This window comes from Bordetella genomosp. 8 (assembly GCF_002119685.1).
In the GTDB taxonomy this organism is placed as follows: Bacteria; Pseudomonadota; Gammaproteobacteria; order Burkholderiales; family Burkholderiaceae_B; genus Bordetella_C.
This window is the reverse complement of the sequence record NZ_CP021108.1, coordinates 3,349,266-3,372,680: the sequence shown is the minus strand read 5'-3', so window position 1 is coordinate 3,372,680 and position 23,415 is coordinate 3,349,266. Positions and strand designations below refer to the sequence as shown.

Here is a 23,415-nt window from a genome sequence, read left to right as displayed (position 1 = left end):
AGTTGCAGCACTCGACCCTTTATCAACGGAGATGACATGGCAAGTCCTAAAGAAGTCCTAAAACAGATTGCTGACGCGGAAGTCAAGTTCGTCGACTTCCGTTTCACCGACACCGCCGGCCGCGAGCACCATGTGTCGGTGCCGTCCCACGTGATCGATGAAGACAAGTTTGAAAGCGGCCACGCCTTCGACGGCTCCTCGATCCCGGGCTGGAAGGGCATCGAAGCCTCCGACATGCTGCTGATCCCGGACGCCACCACGGCCCGGATCGATCCGTTCATGGAAGAAACCACCCTGATCCTGACGTGCGACGTCGTCGAACCGTCGGACATGAAGGGTTATTCCCGTGATCCCCGCTCGCTGGCCAAGCGCGCCGAAGCCTACCTGAAGTCCTCCGGTATCGGCGACACCGCTTACTTCGGTCCGGAACCGGAATTCTTCGTGTTCGACGGCGTGACGTGGAACACCGACATGTCGGGCACCTTCGTCAAGATCAAGTCGGAAGAAGCCCCCTGGTCCACCGGTGTGGAATTCGAAGGCGGCAACCTGGGCCATCGTCCGCTGGTCAAGGGCGGCTATTTCCCCGTGCCCCCGGTCGACTCCTTCCAGGACATGCGTTCGGAAATGTGCCTGCTGCTCGAACAGCAAGGCGTGCCGGTCGAAGTGCACCACCATGAAGTGGCCGCGCCCGGCCAGCTGGAAATCGGCACCAAGTTCAGCACGCTGGTCCAGCGCGCCGACTGGAACCAGGTCCTGAAGTACGTCGTGCACAACGTGGCGCACGCCTACGGCAAGACCGCCACCTTCATGCCCAAGCCCGTCGTCGGCGACAACGGTTCCGGCATGCACGTGCACCAGTCGATCTGGAAGGACGGCCAGAACCTGTTCGCCGGCAACGGCTACGCCGGCCTGTCCGAATTCGCGCTGTACTACATCGGCGGCATCATCAAGCATGCCCGCGCGCTGAACGCGATCACCAACCCGGGCACGAACTCCTACAAGCGTCTGGTTCCGCACTTCGAAGCGCCGGTCAAGCTGGCCTACTCGGCGCGCAACCGCTCGGCTTCGATCCGCATTCCGTACGTCGGCAACCCCAAGGGCCGCCGTATCGAAACGCGTTTCCCGGATCCCCTGGCCAATCCGTACCTGGCTTTCTCGGCGCTGATGATGGCCGGCCTGGACGGTGTCCAGAACAAGATCCACCCGGGCGACCCGGCCGACAAGAACCTGTACGACCTGCCGCCGGAAGAAGATGCCAAGATCCCGACCGTCTGCTCGTCGCTGGACCAGGCCTTGGAAGCGCTGGACAAGGATCGCGAGTTCCTGACGCGCGGCGGTGTGTTCACCGACGACATGCTGGACGGCTATCTGGCGTTGAAGGAGCAGGAAGTGCAGCGTCTGCGCATGACGACGCACCCTGTCGAATTCGACATGTACTACAGCCTGTGATCGCCGGCTGAGTTCCCGGGGGCGCGCAGGGGCGGACCGGGGCACCGGTCCGCCTGTACACCGCCCCGGGTGAAGACGATGAATGTAGAAGCCTTTGAACTGCTCGCGACATCGGTACTGCTGGTTAACGAGCGGGGTTGTATCGAATACGCGAATGCGGCGGCCGAGGATCTGCTGGGCCGTTCGCGTCGCCAGCTGACCGGCCAGCCGGCCGAGACGTTGTTCGACGACCGCGAGGCCATGCAATCTTCGATCGATCTGGCGAAGGCCGGCAATGTTGCCGACGTTCGCCAGATGACGTCGCTGCGACGCGGAGCCGAGTCGGTCGGCGTCGCGGTGACCACCGTTGCCTTGATGGGCCAGCCCTGGCCCGTGCTGATCGAGGTGCGCGAAATCGAATTGCGGGTGACCGCCGACCGCAATCACCGGCTGGTCGACGAGATCGAAACGCACCGGCAGTTGCTGCGCAACCTGGCGCATGAAGTCAAGAATCCGCTGGGGGGCCTGCGTGGCGCCGCCCAATTGCTGGAAGGCGAACTGCCCGATCCGGCGCTGGCGGAATATACCCAGGTGATCATTTCGGAGGCCGACCGCCTGCAGGCGCTGGTCGACCGCCTCATCGGGCCGCAACGCGTACCCCTGAACGCGCGGGCGGTGAATATCCACGAAATCTGCGAACGCGTCAGCGCCCTTATCCAGGCCGAGTTCCGTGATGGCCTGACCATCGTCCGCGACTACGATGCGTCCATGCCCGATCTGCAGGGCGACGCCGCGCGCCTGATGCAGGCCGTGCTTAACGTGGCGCGCAACGCGGCGCAGGAATTGTCCATCCAGCCGGCTGGCGGTGACGCGCCGCCGCCGCAGATCACGCTGCGCACGCGCGTGGCGCGGCGGGTCATGCTGGCGCATCGCCAGCATCGTCTGGCCGCTGTGCTGTCCATTATCGATAACGGTCCCGGTGTGCCGGAACACATCCGCGACCGCATTTTCCATCCGCTCGTTACCGCGCGTCCCGGCGGCACGGGCCTGGGCCTGAGCCTTGCCCAGGACTTCGTGCAGCAGCACGGCGGCATCATCGAATTCGAATCCCGACCCAGGCACACTGAATTCCGCCTGGTCCTGCCGATGGAATCCGCATGAAACCTGTATGGATCGTAGACGATGACCAGGCAATCCGCTGGGTCCTGGAAAAGGCCCTGGCGCGGGCCGGCATCAACACCCGCAGCTTCTCCCAGGCCAACGACGTCCTGACGGCGCTCGAAGGCGACGAGCCGGCGGCGCTGGTATCGGACATCCGCATGCCGGGCGGCAACGGCCTGGACCTGTTGAGGCAGATCAAGGAGAGCCATCCCGCGCTGCCTGTCATCGTGATGACGGCCTTCGCGGACCTGGACAGCACCGTGTCGGCCTTCCAGGGCGGCGCGTTCGATTACCTGGCCAAGCCTTTCGACGTCAATGAAGCGGTTTCGCTGATCCAGCGGGCGGCGCAGGAGTCGGTGGACGGGCAGGATGGCGAGACCTCCGGCGCGCAGGCCGAATCGGGCGAACGCTGGATGATGACCCAGTCGGCGTCGCCGGCCATGCAGGAAATCTTCCGCGCCATCGGGCGCCTGGCGCAGTCCAAGGTGACGGTCCTGATCACCGGCGAATCCGGCACCGGCAAGGAACTGGTGGCGCGGGCGCTGCACGGCCACGGCGCGCGTGCCAAGGGCCCCTTCGTCGCCTTGAACGCCGCGGCGATCCCGCGCGACCTGTTGGAAGCCGAATTGTTCGGCCACGAACGCGGCGCCTTCACCGGCGCCAATACGCTGCGCCGCGGACGTTTCGAAGAAGCCCATGGCGGCACGCTGTTCCTGGACGAGATCGGCGATATGCCGATCGAACTGCAGACGCGCCTGTTGCGCGTGCTGGCCGAAGGCACGTTCTACCGCGTGGGCGGCGCCCAGCCCGTGCGGGTGGACGTGCGCATCGTCGCGGCGACCCATCAGCCGCTGGAACAGCGCGTCGAACAAGGCCTGTTCCGCGAGGACCTGTTTCACCGCCTGAACGTCATCCGCCTGCGCCTGCCGCCCTTGCGCGAACGCGTCGAGGACATCCCCGCGCTGGCGCAGCACTTCCTGACCTTGAGCGCGCGCCAGCTGGGCGTGTCAGCCAAGCGGCTGACGCCCGAGGCGCTGGCGGTGCTGACCCAGTTCGACTTTCCCGGCAACGTGCGCCAGCTGGAGAACTTCTGCCACTGGCTGACCGTGATGGCGCCGGGCCAGACCATCGAGCGCGCCGACCTGCCGCCGGAAATCCGCGCCATGGAAGGCGGCGCGCCGTCCCAGCCGGGCTTGCCGCAGGCGGCCACGCCGCGCGTCGTCTCCGCGATACCCGCCACGGCGGGCGCGCCGGCGGCGGACGCCACGCCGCAGAACTGGCAGGAATCGCTGTTGCGCGACGCGCAGAACCGGCTGGATCGCGGCGAGCCGGCGATCATGGCGACGCTGACGCGGCAGTTCGAGCGGATACTGCTGCAGACGGCCCTGCAGGCCAGCCGCGGGCGGCGTGTCGAAGCCGCGTCGCGCCTGGGGATCGGCCGCAACACCATCACGCGCAAGCTGCGCGATCTGGGGATGGAAGACGAATAGCGGTCGCCGGCGGGACGGCGGGCGCCGTCCGTCGCCGGCTTCAGAATAATCACCTTCTCGGTCGGAACCGCGGATGCCAAGATGCGCGCCGCTTCCCCAACACCACCGACCAGTATGAGAAGGACATGCCTATCCGTTTGATGCGCAAGGGCTCCGCGCGAGTCCATATGTTCAAGGGCGCCAGCTTCGTCGAAGACCGCGGACAGTATTCGCCGGCGCTGCGATCGGCGCGAACCAACTGCTACCACTTCGAGGACAGTTCCGTGGGCGCCCGGCCACTGGTTCTCATCGGGACCCTGACCGAAATCAGCGATTTCCTGGCGAACGAGTCGCGATATGGCATCGTGAACAATATCCAGGGCCTGCCGCATATTTACGTCAAGGTGGCGCGCTACCGGGCCATGGAAAGATTCAGCGATCTTTCTGCCGCACGGGCATTGGCCGCCGGCGCCAGCGATACCCTCAAGACCATGGCGGGCATCGTCGCGGACCTGGTCGTGGCCCAGGCCACCGGCATTGCCGGCCGCATGGGCGCGGGCGCCACGCTGGTGGATGCCTTCAAGGGGGCGGCCGATACGGTCATGGCCGTCGATGGCGCGCGCGGCGCGTTCCGGGCCATCTTCGGCATGGGCGGGACGCCGGCGGCGGCCGATGCCCGGTTCTACGTCGAATTCACGCCCATCAAGGGGGACGGGACGGAATGGCTGGGATGCCATCGGGTGAACTTCGCGGCCAACAACGTGGTGCAGGCGGTCGCGATATCGATGCGCAAATGCCGTTGATCGGGTTGGCCGTGGCCGCTTCTGTCTACCCGGCGGCCGGCGCGTCCACCAGGCTGCCGCGCAGGCGCGGCGATTCCAGCTTCTTCAACCACCACTTCAGCGCCTCGCCCTGCGCCGGCGCGCGCCAGGCGCAAGCCAGGCGTTCGTGCAGGTCGCCGTCGCGGGTGGGCTTTGCCACCAGCAGCCCCTGGTCCAGGTACGGCGCGGCAAGCATCCTGGGTATGTAGCCGCAGCCCACGCCCCGGATCTGCGCGTCTATCTTGGCCTGCATGGTGGGCATGACCACGCGTTGCTGGGTATCCAGCAGGTTGCGCGTCAAGGGGGGCAGGGCGCGCGACGTATCGGCCACCACGACGGCGCAGTGCGCGCCGATGTCCGCCGGCCCCAGCGGCCCTGTGGCCTGCGCCAGCGGGTGGTGAGGCGCCACGCAGAAAAGCATGTGCACCTCGCCCAGGGGCTGGGTGGCGAAACGCCCCGGCGGCGCCAGCGCCGCATCGCCGCCGATCAGCAGGTCCGCGCGCCCGCCCGCCAGGGTGTCCCAGGTGCCGCTCAGCACTTCGCTGGTGAAGCGCAGCTTGGTGGTGCTGTCCAGCGTCTGGAATTCTTCGATCAGGTCGTACAGCGGCGGCCACGGCAGCACGCCGTTGACGGCGATGCGCAGTTCCAGCTCCCAGCCGGTCGAGATCCGGCGGACCCGGCGGGTCAGGTCTTCCAGCGATTTCAGCAGCAGTCGGCCGTCGTCCAGCAGGGCCTGGCCGGCCGGCGTCAGCACCGCGCGATGGCCGCTGCGATCGAACAGCAGCACGTCCAGCCGGTCTTCCAGGCCGCGGATGGCGTAGGTGACGGCCGAGGGCACCTTGCCCATTTCGCGCGCCGCCTTGGCGAAGCTGCCGTGCCGGGCGATCGCGTCCACCAGCAGCAGCAGTTCGGGGGTGATCAGGGCGTCGGAAGGCGGTGGCGTAGGGGAGGCAGGCATGGTGGAGGTCATTCAAATTTATTGAATGATGTCTTCAAAGCGGCTCAGCCGCAAGCCCGGCGCGGGCGCCCACAATGACGTTCATCGACAACGTACACAAGGAGTTCCGCCATGCTTACCCTGCGACGCAGCGAAGAACGCGGCCACGCCGACCACGGCTGGCTGAAGAGCGCCCATACGTTTTCTTTCGCGAACTACTACGACCCGCGCCATATGGGCTTCGGTCCGCTGCGCGTGATCAACGACGACCACATCGCGGCCGGCCGCGGCTTCGGCACGCACGGGCATCGCGATATGGAAATCCTGACCTACGTGCTGGACGGCGCCGTCGCGCACAAGGACAACATGGGCAATGGGTCGACCATACGTCCGGGTGACGTGCAGCGCATGAGCGCCGGACGCGGCGTGCTGCATTCCGAATTCAACCCGCAGCCCGACCGCGGCACGCATCTGCTGCAGATCTGGATCGAGCCCAATGCCGTCGGCATCGACCCGGGCTATGAGGAAAAGCGCTTCGAGGAAGCCGACAAGCGCGGACGCCTGCGCCTGGTGGCATCGCCCGACGCGGCGGACGGTTCCGTCCTGATCCATCAGGATGCCCGCCTGTACGTCGGCCTGTTCGACGGCGACGAAAGCGCCACGCTGCCCCTGCCTGGCGGACGCCGCGCCTGGGTCCACGTGGCGCGCGGCAAGATCACCGTCAATGGCCAGGCCCTGGTCGACGGGGACGCGCTGGCGGTGGAAGACGAGGCCGGCATCTCGCTGGAAAAGGGCGAGGGCGCCGAAGTGCTGGTGTTCGATCTGCCCTGATCCCAGTCCCGCCATCCCGCCCGTCCCGCGCTCCCGCGGGGCGGGCGGCGCCCCACACCCGCGCGCCGACCTGGCGTATCGTGATCATCGTTCCCGGATGGAGAAAACCATGTCCCAGCTCACGCCCCCGTTTCCCGCATCGGTCGAAACCGTGGTGATTCCCCGCACCAGCGATATCGGCAATTTCGAGGTGCGGCGGGCCTTGCCGTCGCGCGAGCGCCGGACCGTCGGTCCCTTCGTATTCCTGGACGAGATGGGTCCCGCCATGCTGCAGGCCGGCGTCGGCATCGACGTGCGGCCGCATCCCCACATCGGCCTGGCGACCGTCACCTACCTGTACGAAGGCGCGATCATGCATCGCGATGGCGCGGGCAACGTGCGCACCATCCTGCCGGGCGAAGTGAACTGGATGACGGCCGGGCGCGGCATCGTGCACTCCGAACGTTCGTCCCCCGAAAGCCGGACCCAGCCCCAGCGCCTGGCGGGCCTGCAGTCCTGGGTGGCCTTGCCGGCCAGCCTGGAGGAAACCGATCCCGGCTTCGTCCACTACGACCGCGACGCGCAGGCGGTGGCCGAAGGCGAGGGCGTGCGGGCGCAGATCGTCGCCGGCTCGCTGTTCGGACAGACATCGTCGGTGCGCACGCTGTCGCCGCTGTTCCTGGGCGACGTCGCCCTGGAAGCCGGGGCGCGCGTGCAGCTGGACCCGGAATACGAGGAACGCGCCGCCTACATCGCCCGCGGCGAAGTCGAGATCGACGGGCAGCGTTTCGAGGCGGGCCGCCTGGTCGTGTTCGCGCCGGGCAAGGCGGTGACGCTGAAGGCCGCCACCGCCGCGCGCGTGGCGCTGCTGGGCGGCGAGCCGCTGGACGGTCCGCGTTATCTGTGGTGGAACTTCGTTTCCAGCCGCCGCGATCGCATCCATCAGGCACGCGAGGACTGGGAGCGCGATCGCTTCGGCCAGACCGTGCCGGAAGATACGACGGAGTTCATCCCCGCGCCGCCCTGGGCGCCGTTGGCGCCGCTGCCCGGGAGCCGCTAGCCGGCTAGGACCCCGTGCGCAGCGCGCCGCGCGCATAGGCGGCGGCGCGGCGTTCGGCCAGCGCCTCGCGGCGGATGAAGTCCGCGACGAAGGGCGAAGCCGGATGGTGGCGCAGGTTGTAGGGCGTGTCCCATTGCGCGACGCGGCCTTCGCTCATGACGCCGATGCGGTCCGCGATGGCGAAGGCTTCGGCCTGGTCATGGGTCACCAGCACCGCCGTGTGGCTGGTCTGCTTGAGGATGTCGCGCACCTCGAAAGCCAAGCGTTCGCGCGCGTCGGCATCCAGGTTGGAGAACGGTTCGTCCAGCAGCAGCAGATCGGGCGAGGGCGCCAGGGCCCGCGCCAGCGCCACGCGCTGCTGCTGGCCGCCCGAGAGCTCGTGCGGATAGCTGTCGCCCGCCTGCGCCAGGCCCACCAATTCCAGCATCTCGGCCACGCGCCGATCCTGCGCCGCCCGCGCCATGCGGCGCAGGCCGAAGGCGACGTTGCGGCGCACGTTCAGATGCGGAAACAGCGCATAGTCCTGGAACATCATGCCCACGCGCCGTTTTTCCGGCGCCACGCAGTGCGCGGGGCTGGACAGCACGGCGCCATCCAGCAGGATGCGACCATCCACCGGCGGCTCGAAACCGGCGATGGCGCGCAGCACGGTCGTCTTGCCGCAACCGGACGACCCCAGCAGGCAGCCGATATGGCCGCCGGGCAAGGCCAGGCTGAGTCCGTCCACCACCCGGCGGGTGCCGTGCGGGGTGTCGTATGCCAGGCTAAGGCGTTCGAGTTCGAGTGCCGCGGTCATGCTGTGTATGCCGTCATGGTGTAGAGCTTCGTCCGATTGCCGCGTGGCGTCGCGGGCGCGCGGCGTGCGTCGGCGCCCGTTCCTGGCCGCGTGCCAGCAGGATGACCGGGATCAGTCCCGCGGCGACGATGGCCAGCGCCGCCACCGCGCCTTCCTCGTAGGTGCCTCGGGCCGCCTCTGCGTACAGCCAGGTCGCCAGGGTGTCGAAATTCATGGGCCGCAACAGCAGCGTGGCCGGCAGTTCCTTCATGGCATCGACGAACACCAGCAGGGCGGCCGAGGCCATCGCCGGGCGCAGCAGCGGCAGATGCACGCGCCGCAACGTTCCGCCCGCGGTTTCGCCCAGCAGGCGCGCGGCCTGTTCCAGCGACGGCGGTATGCGCGCCAGGCCGGCTTCCAGTCCACCCGAGGCGATGGCAAGGAAGCGGATCGCGTAGGCGCAGACCAGCCCCGCGGCAGAGCCCATCAACACGAGTCCACCGGTGCCCACGGTGGCCGACAAGGCGCTGTCGACCAGGTTGAAGGGCGTCAGCAGCCCGATGGCCAGCACCGTCCCCGGCACCGCGTAGCCCAGGCCGGCCGCGCGTGCATAAATGCCCGTCAGGCGGCGCCGGCCGCTTTCGCGGACGGTCCGCGCCGCCCAGGCGACCACGATGCCGCATGCCAGCGTCAAGACGGTCGCCGCCGCGGCGATTGTCACGGTATTGCCGGCGGCGGCCAGCAGCTGTCGCGATACGCCGCCGACCAAGTGCACTCGCTTTTGCGTTTCCCACAGCAGGTACAGGGCGGGCGCGACGAAGCCCAGCGCGACCGGCAGCGCGCCCAGGCCGGCGGCCAGGGCCGCATGCCATCCGTGCAGGCGCACCGCTTGCATCGGCCGCATGCGCTGCGTGCCCGCATAGCGTTGACGGCGGCGCCCATGGCGCTCCAACAGGATCAGCGCGACCACGATGGCCAGCATGGACAAGGCGATCTGCGCGGCCGAGGCCAGGTCGGAGCGGGTGACCCAGGTGGTGTAGACGGAGACGGTCAGTGTCTGCACGCCCAGGAACTCCGACGCGCCGATGTCGTTGAGCGTTTCCAGCAGCGCCAGGCTCAAGCCCACCGCGATGGCCGGGCGCGCCATGGGCAGGGCGACGCGCCAGAACGCGGCGTAGCGCCCGGCGCCCAGGGTGCGCGCGGCTTCCATGACGTTGGCCGCCTGCGTCATGAACATCGCCCGGGTGGTCAGGTAGACATAGGGATACAGCGCGCAGCCCAGCACGAAGATCGCCCCGGGCAGGGACCGCAGTTCCGGCAGGCGGAATTGGCGCGGATTGTCGTAGCCCAGGAGCGCGCGGATGGCGCCCTGTATGGGCCCGAGGGGATGCAGCAGATCCAGGTAGGCGAAGGCGACGATATAGGTGGGCACCGCCAGCGGCAGCAGCAGCGCCCAGCTCAGGACGCGCCGTCCGCGGAACTCATAGGCGCTGACCAGCCAGGCGCTGCCGGTGCCCAGCACGGCCGTCACCACGCCCACGCCCAACAGCAGCAGCCCCGTGTTGGCGGCCGCTTGCGGCAGGACGTATTGCGCCAGGTGCGGCCAGTGGCCGGCATCGCCGCCCCAGGCCTGCCACCCCAGCGCCGCCAGCGGGGCGCATACCACCAGCGCGATCAGTGCCGCGCCCCAGGACCAGGCCATCAGTTATCGAAGCCCACCTTGTCGACGAGCTCGCTCGCTTGCTTGCGGTACTTGGCGATCTCCGCCACGGACAGGGAGTCGACCTTGAGCGGACCGAAGCTGGCCACCACCGGGTCCAGCTTGACGCCTTCACGGACCGGGTACTCGTAGTTGGCCTGCGCGTACATGGCCTGGGCCGGCGCCGACACCAGGTATTCGAGCAGCTTGACGGCTTCGGCCTTGTGCGGCGCGTGTTTGGCGACGGCGGCGCCGCTGATGTTCACGTGCGTGCCGCCGTCCTTGGCCTTGGCGAACGTCGGGCGCACGACCTTGATGGCGTCGCCCCACTTGCGTGCGTCCGTGCCGGGCTCGGCGTTTTTCATGTGGCCGACGTAATACGCGTTCGCGATGCCGATATCGCAGATGCCGCCCAGGATGTCGCGCGCCACGTCGCGGTCGCCGCCGGCCGCCTTGCGCGCCAGGTTGGCCTTGACGCCGCGCAGCCATTTTTCCGTGGCCTCGGCGCCGTCATGCGCGATCATGGCCGCGATCAGGCCGGTGTTGTACGGGTGCTGGCCGGCGCGGATGCACACCTTGCCCTTCCACTTGGGATCGGCCAGGTCTTCGTAATGGAAGCTGCTGACGTTCAGGTCCTTTTCCGCGTACAGCACGCGATCGCGCAGCGACAGCGCATACCAGCTGCCGCCGTTGCCGCGCAGGTTGGCGGGCACCACGGATTCCAGCGCCTTCGACGGCGCGGCCTGGGTGACGCCGCCATCCACCAGGTCCAGCAGATTGCCGATGTCCACAGTCATCAGCACATCCGCGGGCGACTTGTCGCCTTCCGCCTTGACCCGTTCGAGCAGGCCGTCCTTGACGAAGACCGTATTGACCTTGACGCCGCTTTCCTTGGTGTATGCGTCCAGCAGCGGCTGGATCAGCTTGGGCTCGCGCGTGGTGTAGAGGGTGACCTCCCCGGCGGCCAGGGCCGGGGTGGCGTAGGTGGCGCCGGCAACGCAGAGCGTGCCCAGGATCTTGGACAAGGTGGAACGGTGCGGTTTCATGGTCAGCTCCGGACTAGCCCCGGCGCCCGCGTGGGCCGGGAGGCTGTTAACGAAAATTATTCTCAGTCAGAGGCTGGGGAAGATAGCAAGAAATCCCTATTTGTTCAACTTTATGTAAGGTGGCGAGAGAGCCTTAGCGGTTGAGCCCGAGCGCGGCCGCTTCGTCCACCAGGCAGCGCCGGAGCTCCGCCGCCGGCGGGCTCATGCCGCGATGCCGCGGCCACACCAGGCGCAATGCCAGGTCATCGACGCGCATCAGGCGGATGGCGGCCAGGCCCTGGCGCTGGGCGTAGACCGCGCCCAGGCTTTCGACGATGGCGATCCCGACGCCGGCCGCCACCAGGGCGCACGCGGCGGACGATTGCATGACTTCCACCGTGGGCATATGCGCCAGGCCCGCGGCTTCCAGCGCCCGGGCGGTGGCGCGCCCGGCCGGCAGCGCGGCACCCAGCACGATGGCGGGTTCCCGCACGGCTTCCCGCAGGCTCAGCCGCTTGCGCGCCGCCAGAGGATGGTCGGGGCGCAGGATGCAGAACAGGCTGAGCGTGCTGAGCACCTGCATATCGACTCTTTCGTCGGGCGACGGACCGATGATGATGCCCAGGTCGATGCGATGGTCCACCGCCATGTCGACGATTTCCAGGGCGGTGCCGGCGCGCACCGTCACCGCTACGTCGGGGTAGCCGCGTCGCAGCCGCGCCAGCGCAGCCGGAAACAGGCTGGATGCCGCGATGGCCACCGCCCCGATCGCGAGGCGCGTGGCGGAGCCGTGGCGGATGTCTCGCGCCAACCGGTCGACGGCTTCGATGCCCGTCAGTGCGTTGAGCACTTCCGGCAACAGGGCGCGGCCCTGGCTGGTCAGTTGCAGGCGGCGGTTCTCGCGGCTGAACAGCGCGAATCCGAGGCGCGTTTCCAGGTCGCGCAACAGGGCGCTGGCGGCCGGCTGCGCCATGTGGATGGACGCCGCGGCCGCGGTGACGGTCTCGTGCTGGTACATCGCGCGCAGCAGCGCGAGTTCGCGGCGGTTCAGCATGCGTGGCTCACCATAAGAAATTCATATGAAACCAGACCATCCAGCTATTTGACCACGGGTATGGTGGCTGGGACACTGGCATTCCCCAACAACGCCGCGCAACCGCAGGCACAGATGGCAGCCAACCGCATCGTTTCCGTGCAGTGCATACCCATGCGCCTGCCGTTTCATCACTGGACCTCGCCGCCGCTGTTCGCCGGGCGCCCGCGCGACAGGCTCGATAGCGCGCTGGTGCGCGTGGAAACCGCGGATGGCACAGTGGGCTGGGGCGAGTCCTACTGCGTCGAGCCGCGTGCGATTGTCGCCATATTCGAAACCCTGATCGCGCCGCTCGCGCAAGGCCGGGACGCCGGAGACGAAACGCTGCTGCCGACGCTACGGCGCACCTTGCACAACCTTGGACGCTCGGGTCCCGTGCTGCACGCGATCGCCGGCCTGGATATCGCCCTGTGGGATCTGCGCGGCAAGCGCGCGGGCGTACCCGTGTATCAGCTTCTGGGCGGCCGCCAGCGTCCCCGCATAAGGGCCTATGCATCGCTGCTGCAGTACTACGGCGATGCCGCCCTGCTGGACCGCGTGGTGACGCAGGCGCTGGAGGAGGGCTATACCGAGGTCAAGCTGCATGAGCGCACGGTCTCGGCGGTCGACGCCGCGCGCCGGGCCGCCGGCGCGGGCGTGCCGCTGATGGTCGATACCAACTGCGCCTGGCTGCCCGAAGAGGCGCCAGCGGCGATCGCGGGCATGGCGGCGGCCGCGCCGCTGTGGATAGAGGAACCCCTGTGGCCGCCGGAAGACCACGACGCGCTCGCGCGCCTGCAGGTGGACAGCCCGGTGCCGCTGGCTGTCGGCGAAAACGCCAGCAGCGCGTTCGAGCTCACCCGGCTGGTCGACCGGGAGGCTTGCAAGTATGTGCAGCCCAGCGTGATCAAGCTGGGCCTCAGCGAGGCCTGGGCCGTGTCGCGGCGCTGCGAAGGCCGGGCGACGGTGTGCGCGCCTCAAGTGGCTTTTTTCGGCCCGGGCTTCCTGGCCAGCCTGCATCTGCTGGCGGCGCAGCGCGCCGAGGCCTCGCTGGAAAGGCTGTATGTCGAGCTTGCCCACGTCCCTTACGGCGCGACGGTACCCGTGCATGCGGGGTGGGTCGACGTGCCCGACGCTCCCGGCCTGGGCGCCGAACCGGAAGCCGATCTCGCGGCCGGGCTGTATCGCTGAGCGCCGCATCACGTGCGCGGCGTGGGGCATGCGCCGCCGCGACCAAGGGCCTTGGCAGGGCCAGGGCCTGGAAGTCCCTCAGGAAGTCCCATACATAGAACAGGAGACAGGAATGGATTTTTCGCGCAGGAAATGGCTACGCGGCAATGCGTGGGTGCTGGCGGGCATGGCGCTGCCCTGGGCCGCGCGGGCACAGGGCGGCGCCTATCCGGACAAGCCGGTGCGCCTCGTCGTCCCTTATCCCCCAGGCGCGGCGACCGATACGCTGGGCCGTTTCGCGGCGGAGGTGTACGCGAAGGCCTACGGCCAGTCGTTCATCGTGGAGAACCGCAGCGGCGGCGGCACGGTGATCGGTACGCGGGCGGTGGCGACGGCTCCCGCGGATGGCTACACCCTGGGCATGGTCGACACCGCCTTCGTCATCAATCCGGGCCTGCTGGGCAGCCGCCTGCAGTACGACACCGCCAAGGACTTCGCGCCCATCTCGCTGATGGCGACCGCGCCCTTCGTGCTGGTCGTGCATCCTTCCGTCAAGGCGACGGACATGGCGTCGTTCATCGCACTGGCCAAGGCGGAGCCCGGCGCATTGTCCTTCGGTTCGGCGGGCGTTGGCAGCGCGCCGCACCTGGCCGGCGAGCAGCTGCGCCAGCAGGCGGGAATCAAGGTGATCCACGTGCCATATCGCGGCGGCGGCACGGTGTTCACCGACCTGCTGGGCGGCCAGATACAGTTTGCCTTTGCCACGGTGCCCACGCTGCTGGAGCACATCAAGGCGGGGCGCCTGCGCGCGCTGGCCGTCACCAGTCCGGCGCGCGTGGCTGCCTTGCCCGATGTGCCGACGATGGCGCAGGCCGGCTATCCCGGCATCGATACGGAGCCCTTGTTCGGATTGGTCGCGCCGGCGGGCGTGCCCGCCGCGATCGTGGACAAGCTGGGCGGCACCATCTCGCTGTCGGCCAGGCAGGGGGAATTGCGCGACAAGCTGTTGTCGCTGGGCTTCGTGCCCGTGGGCAGCACGCCGGCCGAGTTCGCGACGCGTATCGCCGCCGACATCGCGAAGTGGAAAGACGTGGTGCAGCGCGGTGACATCAAGCCGGAGTAGGACAGCGCCTGGGGGTTCCGGTTATAAGAAATCAGCCGAAACCATGGGAACGGTTATTTGCTTACAACCAATCAGTCTCGATAAAGGGGCCAAAACTGCCTCAGTTGAGAACCTTTATCATCGGAAACAGGTAAAATCGGGTAATCCCTCACTTGTTGGACGGCTCTTTTTTCCCCGTCCGGCGGCCGCGCCCATACTCGACGCTGCCGCGTGTCATCTTCGATCACCTATGGCAGCCTTCAACACCGAGCGCGTCCTGAGCGTGCACCACTGGAACGACACCCTGTTTTCCTTCAAGACCACCCGCGACGCGGCGTTACGCTTCCATAACGGTCACTTCGTCATGATCGGCCTGGAAGTCGAAGGCAAGCCTTTGCTGCGCGCCTACAGCATCGCCAGCGCGAACTACGAGGAAAACCTGGAATTCCTCAGCATCAAGGTGCCCGATGGCCCCTTGACCTCGCGCCTGCAGCACCTGAAGGAAGGCGACACCATCCTGGTCAGCCGCAAGCCGGTGGGCACGCTGGTGGTCGACGACCTGAAGCCGGGCAAGAACCTGTACCTGTTCGGTACGGGAACCGGCCTGGCGCCGTTCATGAGCATCATCAAGGATCCGGACGTCTACGAGCGCTTCGAAAAAGTCGTGCTGGTGCACGGCGTGCGCTGGAAGAGCGAACTCGCCTACGCCGACTACATCCAGAATGAACTGCCGGCCAACGAGTTCTTCGGCGACATGGTCAACGGCAAGCTGATCTACTACCCCACGGTCACCCGCGAACCGTTCCGCAACCAGGGCCGTATCACGGAACTGGTGGAAAGCGGCAAGCTGTTCGAGGACATCGGCCTGACGCCGCTGCATCCCGACAACGACCGCGCCATGATCTGCGGCAGCCCGCATATGCTGGCCGACATCAGCGCCATGCTGGACAAGCGCGGCTTCACCGTGTCGCCGGGCGTGGGCCAGCCGGGCGACTACGTGGTCGAACGCGCTTTCGTCGATAAGTAGATCGGGTCTACTCAGGCTCGATGCCGGCCTGCTTGATGATGGTCTGCCACTTCTTCGATTCGGCCTTCTGGAAGGCCGCCAGCTCCGCCGGCGTGGACGTCTCCGCTTCGGTGCCGGTGGTGGCGTAGAACTGCTTGGCGGGGGCGCCTTCGGTGGCCTTGGTCAGGAGCGTGTGCAGGCGCTTCACCACGTCGGCCGGCGTGCCCGCCGGCGCATAGGCGGCGAACCAATAACCCATTTCATAGCCCGGCACGCCCGATTCCGCGATGGTGGGAACGTCCGGCGCCAGCGTCGAACGCTTCAGCGTGGTCACGCCCAATGCGCGCAGCTTGCCCGATTGCACTTGCGGCAAGCCGGTGGCCATGTCGGTGATCATGGTGCTGATCTGGCCGCCCAGCAGATCGGTCAGGGCCAGCGGATTGCTCTTGTAGGGCACGTGCAGCAGCTTCACGTTGGCCATCTGCTGCAGCAGTTCTCCCGCGATGCGGCTGCTGGAACTGCCGCTGCCGAAGCTCAGCTTGCCGGGCTCCTTGCGCGCCATGGCCAGGAATTCGCCCACGGTCTTCGCCGGAAAGGACGGGTTCACCACCATGATCTGGCTGCCTTTGCCCAGCAGTGTGATGGGTTCGAAATCCTTGACCGGGTCGTATTGCAGCCGCTTGTACAGATGCTCGTTGGCGGCGTGCGTGGTGTTGGTGGTGATCAGCACGCGATAGCCGTCGGGCTTGGCCCGCGCCACGTCCTGGGCGCCTATCATCGCGCTGGCGCCCGGCTTGTCCTCGATCACCACGGCGGTGCCCGTCTGTTCCGTGACCCCTTGCGCCAGGGCGCGGGCGATCTGGTCGGTGGCGCTGCCGGCGGCGAAGGGCACCACGAAGGTGATGGGGCGGCTGGGAAATTCGTCGGCGGTGGCCGCCAGCGGCACGCATGCGGCGGCGAGCCAGGCCGCCCAAACGGGCAGGGCGCGGATTTTCATCTTTTCGTCTCCTCGATTATTCGCGGTGTTTATACGGCGGGTGGCGTGGACGCGCACCGCGCCGCCGTTCTTCGCGGCCACTATAGGTAGCGGTCGTTGATCCGTAAAATAGAAATAGCAAATCGATTGATAGATAGACCGGATCAATCCACCGGCCGTCGGTCCGGCATGGCCCGGCGTGAAGTAATCCTCCCGATTGCCACATCGAGCGGGACTTTCACGGTAGCCTATGGCTGATTAAACTTCGATAGAAGTTTTCCTATGTCTTTTCGCCTCGGAGCCGCCCCATGAACAAGCAAATCATCCACACCCAGGACGCCCCCAAGGCCGTTGGCCCCTACTCGCAGGCCGTGGCCATCAGTGGCTCCAAGACGATCTACCTGTCCGGGCAGATCGGCCTGGAGCCGCATAGCGGCGAACTGGTGTCCGAAAGCTTCGAGGGCCAGGTCAAGCAGGCCTTCGCCAATATGCTCGCCGTGGTGCAAGCCGCCGGCGGCGCCAAGGAAAATGTGGTCAAGCTGACCTTGTTCCTGACCGACCTGGGCAAATTCGCGACCGTCAACACCATCATGTCCGATGTCTTTCCGGAACCGTACCCGGCGCGCTCGACCGTCGGCGTGGCCAGCCTGCCCAAGGGCGCGCAATTCGAAGTGGAAGCCATCGTCGTCCTGTAGGCACGGCCACCCGCTGTTCCCACGCTGATCGCCAGCCACGTCCCCATGCCTGCCGCCACGGCCCCGGGCAAGACACGCGCCGCCGTCGCCAAAACGCCGGCGGCGCCCGCCGACGCCACGACGCGGCGACTGCACGCGCTGGGCCTGGTCGAGCCGGCCGACCTGATCCTGCACCTGCCGCTGCGCTACGAGGACGAGACCCGCATCACGCCGATCGCGGCGCTGCGTCCTGGCTACGCGGCGCAGGTGGAAGGCGAGATCACCGGTAGCGAAGTGCAGTACCGGCCGCGCCGCCAACTGACGGCCAAGATCGCGGACGACAGCGGCGAGCTGCAGCTGCGCTGGCTCAATTTCTATCCCAGCCAGCAGCGCCAGCTGGCCGTGGGCCGCCGGCTGCGGGCGCGCGGCGAAGTGCGCGGCGGCCTGTTCGGGCGCGAAATGGTCCATCCACGCATGGCTAGCGCCGACGCACCGCTGGCCGATGCGCTGACGCCGGTCTATCCCACCACGGAAGGTCTGCCGCAACCGGTGCTGCGCAAGGCCATCGCGCAAGCCCTGGCGCAGGCCGACCTGGCCGATACGCTGCCGGCGGCGGTGCGCGAGCGGTACGACCTGGCGCCGTTCGGGGAATCGATCCATATCCTGCATGCGCCGCCGCCCGGGGTGTCGGAGTACGAACTGGTGGAACGCGCCCATCCGGCGTGGCGCCGCATCAAGTTCGACGAACTGCTGGCCCAGCAACTGTCGCTGGCCGCGGCGCGGGCGGCGCGGCGCTTGCACAAGGCGCCGCCGCTGCCCTTATCCGGCGATGGACAGGGCCTGACGGCCCGGCTGTACGAGGCGCTTCCGTTCGCGCTGACCGGCGCGCAGCAACGCGTGGTCGCCGAAATCGCCGCCGATCTGGGCAGGCCTTTTCCCATGCACCGCCTGCTGCAGGGCGACGTCGGCAGCGGCAAGACCGTGGTCGCGGCCATTGCCGCGGCGCAGGCGATGGAAGCGGGCTTCCAGGTCGCCATGATGGCGCCCACGGAAATCCTGGCCGAACAGCATTTCCGCAAGCTCGTGGATTGGCTGGAACCGTTGGGCGTGCGCGTCGCCTGGCTGAGCGGCAGCGTCGGCGCCAAGGCCAGACGCGAGGCCTCGGCCGCCGCCGCCGACGGCAGCGTCCAGCTGGTGGTGGGGACGCAGGCGCTGATACAGGACAACATCGCTTTCCATCGCCTGGGGCTGTCCATCGTCGACGAACAGCATCGCTTCGGCGTGGGGCAGCGGCTGGCGCTGAACCGCAAGGGCGAGACCGCGCGCGGACGCATCGTGCCGCATCAGCTGAACATGAGCGCGACTCCCATCCCGCGCACGCTCGCCATGACCTTCTTCGCCGACCTGGACGTGTCGGTGATCGACGAACTGCCGCCCGGGCGCACACCGGTCGTCACCAAGCTGGTTGCGGACGCCCGCCGTGAAGAAGTCATCGCGCACATCGCGCAGGCCGCACGCGGCGGGCGGCAGGCCTATTGGGTCTGTCCGCTGGTCGAGGAAAGCGAAGCGCTGGAGTTGCAGACCGCCGTGGATACCTACGAGGCCATGCGCGTCGACCTGCCCGACCTGCGCATAGGCCTGGTGCACGGACGGCTGGCCCAGAACGAGAAGGCCGAGGTCATGCAGGCCTTCCGTGAAGGCCGTATCGACGTGCTGGTGGCGACCACGGTGATCGAGGTCGGCGTGGACGTGCCGAATGCTTCCCTGATGGTGATCGAGCATGCCGAACGCTTCGGCCTGGCCCAGTTGCACCAATTGCGCGGCCGGGTAGGGCGCGGCACCGCCGAATCGGTCTGCGTGCTGCTGTACCAGGCGCCCCTGTCGCGCATCGCGCGCGAACGCTTGCGCGCCATGTTCGAAACCGCCGACGGTTTCGAGATCGCGCGGCGCGATCTGCTGCAACGCGGGCCGGGCGAATTCCTGGGGACGCGCCAATCCGGCCTGGCGCTGCTGCGTTTCGCCGATATCGAACTGGACGCGGCCATCGCCGAACAGGCCCGCGAGGCCGCGGCCTGGCTGCGCAAGGACCACCCGGACGCCGTACAGGCGCACCTGGCGCGCTGGATGCGTGGCCGCGAAGATTTCCTGCGTACGTGAAGATCGAGACCAACGAGCCGCGCAGCCGGCCATATATGGAAGATCCACCATGACCCTTACCGAACTCAAGTACATCGTCGCAGTGGCGCGCGAGCGCCATTTCGGCCGCGCGGCGGAAGCCTGTTTCGTCAGCCAGCCGACGCTGTCGGTGGCGATACGCAAGCTTGAGGACGAACTGGGGGTCACCATCTTCGAGCGCGGCGGCGCCGAGGTGGGCGTGACGCCCATCGGTCAGCGCATCGTCGCGCAGGCGCAGAAGGTCCTGGAAGAAAGCGCCAGCATCAAGGAGATCGCCCGGCAGGGGCACGACCCGCTGGCGGGGCCCTTGCGCGTGGGCGTGATCCACACCATCGGTCCCTATCTGCTGCCCCGCCTGGTGCCGGTGCAGATCGAACGCACGCCGCAGATGCCCTTGCTGCTGCAGGAGAACTTCACGTTGCGGCTGGTCGAGCTGCTGCGCCAGGGCGAGATCGACTGCGCCATCATGGCGTTGCCGTTGCCGGAGGCCGGGCTGGTCATCCAGCCGCTGTACGACGAACCTTTCCTGGTCGCCGTGCCCAAGGAACACCCCTGGGCGGATCGCAAGGCCATACCCGCGCAGGACCTGAAGCAGCAGACCATGCTGCTGCTGGGCAGCGGCCATTGCTTCCGCGACCAGGTGCTGGAGGTCTGTCCCGAGCTGTCGCGTTTTTCCGCGGCCAGTGACGGGATCCAGCGCACCTTCGAAGGGTCCTCGCTGGAGACCATCCGTCATATGGTCGCGGCCGGCATCGGGATCACGGTGCTGCCGGTGACGGCGGTGCCGGAGAATCCGCCGGCCGATAGCCTGCTGCGCTACGTGCCGCTGGAAGCGCCGGTGCCGGACCGCCGTGTCGTGCTGGCGTGGCGCCGCAGCTTTCCCCGCCTGGCGGCCATCGAAGCGCTGGCCCAGGCGGTGTATGCGACGCCCATGCCGGGCGTGCGCATGCTGGAAGGCGAGGCCGCCGCGCACCAGGACTAAAGCGCGGCGGGATGCGCACGGCGCGCGGCCCGGGTAGGCCAGCCGGTCTTGCGTTCCATCGTGTCGTAGCCGCTGTCTTCGCTGGGTGCGACGGTGGACGCGCGGTCGCTGTCCTGACCGCTGCCGTCGGCAATATCGCCGACAGCGTGAACATCGCCGACGTCGTTGATATCGCTGACATCGCTGACATCGCTGATGGTGGCGTAGATCCCTTCCGGCGGATACCGGTAGGCGCTGGCGTCGACGGCCGGAGCCGCCGCGGCGCGGCGCTGGCCGAGTAACCCGCGGGTCTTGGCATAGCCGTCGGCCCCCACCGACTGCGTCGACCAGGCGCTCGCGCGCACGCCACCCCGCTCCAGCGAGGCGGTCGCCGGGACCGCCGCCCACAGGCGCGGCATCGCCAGGCGCCGGGACGACTCGCGCGGCAGGCGGCGCGCGAGGGCGTTCAGTTCATCCCATATACCCGTTTCCTCCAGGATATGGTCCACCGCGCGCTCGCGCCATGCGGCCGTGATCGCGCCGGGCAGGAATCGCGCGACGCCCAATACCTTCATGCCATCATCCAGCCGGGCATGCAGTCCCGAAATCTCATGGCACAACCCGCGCGCCAGGTCCTGCGCCAGGTCATAGCCATTGGGTGTGCGCAGGAACCGCGCACCCATCCGTATGCTCGCAGCCCGCGCGCCATGCTCGTGCGCAAGGCGCCCGAATATCGCCGCATCCCTGACCAGTTGCTGCAGCGTGTCGGGCAGGGAGCCGTTCGCGGGGAGCATGTCCGGCTTGTCCAGCAGCGTTTCCAGGGCGCCCGTGCGTTCGAACAGCCTGGGGCCGAAGTCCGCCATCAGCGTATCGCACAACGCGTCCATGCGCTGCGTCGCCTGCGACCGCGCCGCGCGAACCAGATCTTCCAGGAACGCATGCATGCTGCGGTCCGCGCTTGCGGGCAGCCCCGTGCCCAGCGCTTGGATCAAGTCGCCCAGCTCGGCGTCGCCGATCTCCCGCAGCGCGGCGTCCAGGAGCATCGGCGTTTCCACCTTGTCGACCAGCATGCCGATACGCTCGCGCAGCCCGTTTAGCTGCAGAGCCAGCGCGGCGCCGGCGACCGCACCACCGGTCGCCCGCAGCGATGCACACCATGTCTTCAGGTAGGGACCGGCATCGCGCCTGGCCGATGCCGCGCGTATCGACGACCAGACGCCGGCCAGCAACGGGTCGCTTTTGGCGGGCGCGGCGCCATCCGCGACCCCGGCGGTCAGTCTCCCGGTCCCGCGGACGCGGGCGTGCAGGGCGCCCATGTTCAACGCGCGGAGTTGGCGGTCCTTCAGGCGCAGGGTCTCGCGGTCGACCAGGCGGCGCCATGCCGCCGGCGCGGCATCCCCATACAAGTTGCCCAGCGCGGCGCGGGCTTCCCGGAGCGCTTCCAGCTTGTGTGGCGACAAGGGCTTGCCGTTCGCGCGCCCCGGCGTCCAGCAGCTTCGCGATCGCGCGTTGCGCCTGCTTTTGCGGTTTACGCACGTGCTTCGCGTAGGCATCGGCGCGCCGCGCCGCACGGGCCTGGTAGGTCCTGGATGACAGGCGCGCGCCCCGGGCCGCCGCGGTGGCCAGCGGCTGGCTTGCGGACGCATCGTCGCCGCTGCCCGCACGGTTGTTCTTGTCGTTCCGTGCTCGCCTTTCTCCGCGCAAGCGATAGGTTTCACCCAGGATGCCGGTTTCTTCCAGTGCATCGATCATCAGCGATTGCCGCAGTTCGTCGACCTCCGCCGCGGATGCGTGCTCGGCCACGCGGTGCTGGTCCAGCGCCCGCTGGATGTGCCCCGCGATCTGGCGCAGCGGCACCCGCAGGTTGCGCAGCAAGGGAATGACATGAGGCGGCGGCTCGGCCGTGGTGCCCAGGACATCATTGGCCGCGTGCTCGAGCAGCATGCGCACCGTTTCGGCCGGCGTCGCCTGGAGCAGGGGTTCCGGGCTGCCCTGCGCCATACCGCGGTCATGCCAGCGCTGGATGCTGGCATGCAGCAGCGCGGCTTCCTTGAACAGGGGCGCCTGCGCCTCGCCCGCCCATGCCGGTACCCGCGAACGCAATTGCTCGCGCAACAGCTTGGTGGCGGCCCCGGCCATTCCGTCGAGCAGCTTATCGATATCGGCTGCCAATCCGCGCCGCGCGGCGGCGGGATCGCGGTCGTAGGCCTCGGGGCTGTTCGCGGCCAGCCAGAAATCGAGCCAGCGCTTGTCCGCATGCAGTGCGGCGCGCAAGCCGAGCGGGCTGTCGCGCTCCGCTTTAAGGTCGCGCAGCAGCCCGCGCAGCATCGCGTCGCCCGCCGCCGTCGTGCGGTTCGCCTCGTACATGAGCTTAATGGCTGGATAGAGAAAATCTGCCGGGTCCTGGTCCTGCGGGCGCAGCATATTCATGCGGGCCAGCAGGCCCATCAGGTCCTGGACCATGGGCGCGGACGGCGACACGCGGCCATTGGCTGCCAGGTATGGGGCGCAGATGCGCCGGACCGGGGTGGCGGTCGCTTCGAGGGCGGTGGCCGTTTCCATCGCGCCGCGTATGGCCGCCGACGCGGCGCCCGCCTGGCGCGGGCGACCCGATGCATCCTGGCACGATGGTTCCTGACCCAATGGTCCCTGCCGCAGCCTGATCAGGCTCTTGAAGCGGCGCCTGGCCTGTCCCGGGCTGGGGTCCGGCAGGTATGCGCGCACGGTGCGGTCGAGCAGTACGCCGCGCAGCGAATCATGGATCCGCGTCTGGGCGCGCAGGCGTATTTGGTCGCGGTGCAGCCGGGCCAGTTCGTCGGCGCCTGGCGGATGCCGCGCGTCCGCGCACAATTGCCTGGCGGTGGCGGCCAGGCGCTGGCGGCACCGCGCCGCCTTGTCCGCGCGCGCCTCGTGCTCGCCGCGCACCAATGTGTAGGGCGCAGGGGTGTAGCGCGCATGGGCGGGCGCGCCCGCTGTCCATGCCCGTATACGCCTGGACAGACCCTGGACCGCCGTGAATGCCCGTCCGTGCGGACGGCCGACGGGCTGGATGGAAAGGGAGGAGGTGACTAGCGAGAGGGGAGCCGGGCCGGCT

At 68.1% G+C, this 23,415-nt stretch carries 20 protein-coding genes; 13 read left to right on the top strand and 7 right to left on the bottom strand.

Annotated elements, in window-relative coordinates:
- Positions 1-36: 36 nt before the first annotated feature.
- The 4 genes from glnA to CAL12_RS15305 all read left to right on the top strand — a co-directional run bounded on the left by glnA (position 37) and on the right by CAL12_RS15305 (position 4,861).
- Entirely contained in the window at positions 37-1,449 is a 1,413-nt protein-coding gene (gene glnA, locus CAL12_RS15320; protein WP_086065360.1) for a type I glutamate--ammonia ligase, read from the top strand.
- Positions 1,450-1,527: 78 nt separating this feature from the next.
- Positions 1,528-2,589, top strand: a complete 1,062-nt coding sequence (glnL, locus tag CAL12_RS15315) for a nitrogen regulation protein NR(II) (RefSeq protein ID WP_086065359.1) — start codon at positions 1,528-1,530, stop codon at positions 2,587-2,589.
- The gene (gene ntrC, locus CAL12_RS15310) at positions 2,586-4,079 is read left to right on the top strand and encodes a nitrogen regulation protein NR(I) (protein ID WP_086065358.1); all 1,494 of its coding nucleotides are present in this window, start codon (positions 2,586-2,588) and stop codon (positions 4,077-4,079) included. The genes glnL and ntrC overlap by 4 nt, the downstream gene beginning before the upstream one ends.
- 125 nt (positions 4,080-4,204) lie before the next feature.
- Positions 4,205-4,861 (top strand): hypothetical protein, encoded by a 657-nt coding sequence (locus tag CAL12_RS15305; protein WP_086065357.1) that lies wholly within the window; start codon positions 4,205-4,207, stop codon positions 4,859-4,861.
- A gap of 25 nt (positions 4,862-4,886) precedes the next feature.
- Here the strand turns inward: CAL12_RS15305 and CAL12_RS15300 are convergent, their stop codons facing one another.
- Complete coding sequence (locus tag CAL12_RS15300) at positions 4,887-5,837, bottom strand: LysR family transcriptional regulator (RefSeq protein ID WP_086067908.1); 951 nt, start codon at positions 5,835-5,837, stop codon at positions 4,887-4,889.
- A gap of 111 nt (positions 5,838-5,948) precedes the next feature.
- Between CAL12_RS15300 and CAL12_RS15295 the strand changes: the two genes are divergently transcribed.
- Complete coding sequence (locus CAL12_RS15295; protein ID WP_086065356.1) at positions 5,949-6,647, top strand: pirin family protein; 699 nt, start codon at positions 5,949-5,951, stop codon at positions 6,645-6,647.
- A gap of 109 nt (positions 6,648-6,756) precedes the next feature.
- Positions 6,757-7,686, top strand: coding sequence for a pirin family protein (locus tag CAL12_RS15290; protein ID WP_086065355.1), 930 nt, complete (start codon positions 6,757-6,759; stop codon positions 7,684-7,686).
- A gap of 4 nt (positions 7,687-7,690) precedes the next feature.
- Here the strand turns inward: CAL12_RS15290 and CAL12_RS15285 are convergent, their stop codons facing one another.
- The 4 genes from CAL12_RS15285 to CAL12_RS15270 all read right to left on the bottom strand — a co-directional run bounded on the left by CAL12_RS15285 (position 7,691) and on the right by CAL12_RS15270 (position 12,239).
- Positions 7,691-8,482 (bottom strand): ABC transporter ATP-binding protein, encoded by a 792-nt coding sequence (locus CAL12_RS15285; protein WP_086065353.1) that lies wholly within the window; start codon positions 8,480-8,482, stop codon positions 7,691-7,693.
- A gap of 13 nt (positions 8,483-8,495) precedes the next feature.
- The gene (locus CAL12_RS15280; protein ID WP_086065351.1) at positions 8,496-10,163 is read right to left on the bottom strand and encodes an ABC transporter permease; all 1,668 of its coding nucleotides are present in this window, start codon (positions 10,161-10,163) and stop codon (positions 8,496-8,498) included.
- Entirely contained in the window at positions 10,163-11,206 is a 1,044-nt protein-coding gene (locus CAL12_RS15275; RefSeq protein WP_086065349.1) for a Fe(3+) ABC transporter substrate-binding protein, read from the bottom strand. Before CAL12_RS15275 ends, CAL12_RS15280 begins: the two co-directional genes overlap by 1 nt.
- 133 nt (positions 11,207-11,339) lie before the next feature.
- Positions 11,340-12,239 carry a LysR family transcriptional regulator gene (locus CAL12_RS15270; protein ID WP_086065347.1) on the bottom strand — a complete coding sequence of 300 codons (900 nt, stop codon included), beginning with the start codon at positions 12,237-12,239 and terminating at the stop codon, positions 11,340-11,342.
- A 114-nt stretch (positions 12,240-12,353) separates the two neighbouring features.
- On the opposite strand from CAL12_RS15270, the gene CAL12_RS15265 reads away from it, so the two are divergent.
- The 3 genes from CAL12_RS15265 to CAL12_RS15255 all read left to right on the top strand — a co-directional run bounded on the left by CAL12_RS15265 (position 12,354) and on the right by CAL12_RS15255 (position 15,556).
- Positions 12,354-13,448, top strand: coding sequence for a mandelate racemase/muconate lactonizing enzyme family protein (locus CAL12_RS15265; protein WP_086067907.1), 1,095 nt, complete (start codon positions 12,354-12,356; stop codon positions 13,446-13,448).
- Between the two features lie 112 nt (positions 13,449-13,560).
- A complete protein-coding gene (locus tag CAL12_RS15260) occupies positions 13,561-14,550 on the top strand; it encodes a Bug family tripartite tricarboxylate transporter substrate binding protein (RefSeq protein ID WP_086065345.1) in 990 nt (329 codons plus the stop codon).
- Positions 14,551-14,779: 229 nt separating this feature from the next.
- Positions 14,780-15,556 carry a ferredoxin--NADP reductase gene (locus tag CAL12_RS15255; RefSeq protein WP_086065342.1) on the top strand — a complete coding sequence of 259 codons (777 nt, stop codon included), beginning with the start codon at positions 14,780-14,782 and terminating at the stop codon, positions 15,554-15,556.
- A 7-nt stretch (positions 15,557-15,563) separates the two neighbouring features.
- Here the strand turns inward: CAL12_RS15255 and CAL12_RS15250 are convergent, their stop codons facing one another.
- The gene (locus CAL12_RS15250) at positions 15,564-16,532 is read right to left on the bottom strand and encodes a Bug family tripartite tricarboxylate transporter substrate binding protein (protein WP_086065340.1); all 969 of its coding nucleotides are present in this window, start codon (positions 16,530-16,532) and stop codon (positions 15,564-15,566) included.
- A 287-nt stretch (positions 16,533-16,819) separates the two neighbouring features.
- On the opposite strand from CAL12_RS15250, the gene CAL12_RS15245 reads away from it, so the two are divergent.
- From CAL12_RS15245 to CAL12_RS15235, 3 genes are read left to right on the top strand one after another with little or no spacing between them, the layout of a single operon-like run.
- Positions 16,820-17,206 carry a Rid family detoxifying hydrolase gene (locus tag CAL12_RS15245; protein WP_086065338.1) on the top strand — a complete coding sequence of 129 codons (387 nt, stop codon included), beginning with the start codon at positions 16,820-16,822 and terminating at the stop codon, positions 17,204-17,206.
- A 45-nt stretch (positions 17,207-17,251) separates the two neighbouring features.
- Positions 17,252-19,342, top strand: a complete 2,091-nt coding sequence (gene recG / locus CAL12_RS15240) for an ATP-dependent DNA helicase RecG (protein ID WP_086065336.1) — start codon at positions 17,252-17,254, stop codon at positions 19,340-19,342.
- 49 nt (positions 19,343-19,391) lie between these two features.
- Positions 19,392-20,342 (top strand): LysR substrate-binding domain-containing protein, encoded by a 951-nt coding sequence (locus CAL12_RS15235; RefSeq protein WP_086065334.1) that lies wholly within the window; start codon positions 19,392-19,394, stop codon positions 20,340-20,342.
- Here CAL12_RS15235 and CAL12_RS15230 read toward each other — a convergent pair.
- Positions 20,339-21,781, bottom strand: a complete 1,443-nt coding sequence (locus tag CAL12_RS15230; protein WP_086065332.1) for a hypothetical protein — start codon at positions 21,779-21,781, stop codon at positions 20,339-20,341. The two genes, CAL12_RS15235 and CAL12_RS15230, sit on opposite strands and share 4 nt — an antisense overlap.
- A gap of 298 nt (positions 21,782-22,079) precedes the next feature.
- On the opposite strand from CAL12_RS15230, the gene CAL12_RS15225 reads away from it, so the two are divergent.
- On the top strand, positions 22,080-23,393 hold the full coding sequence (locus CAL12_RS15225; RefSeq protein ID WP_086065330.1) for a hypothetical protein: 1,314 nt from the start codon (positions 22,080-22,082) through the stop codon (positions 23,391-23,393).
- Positions 23,394-23,415: the final 22 nt, after the last annotated feature.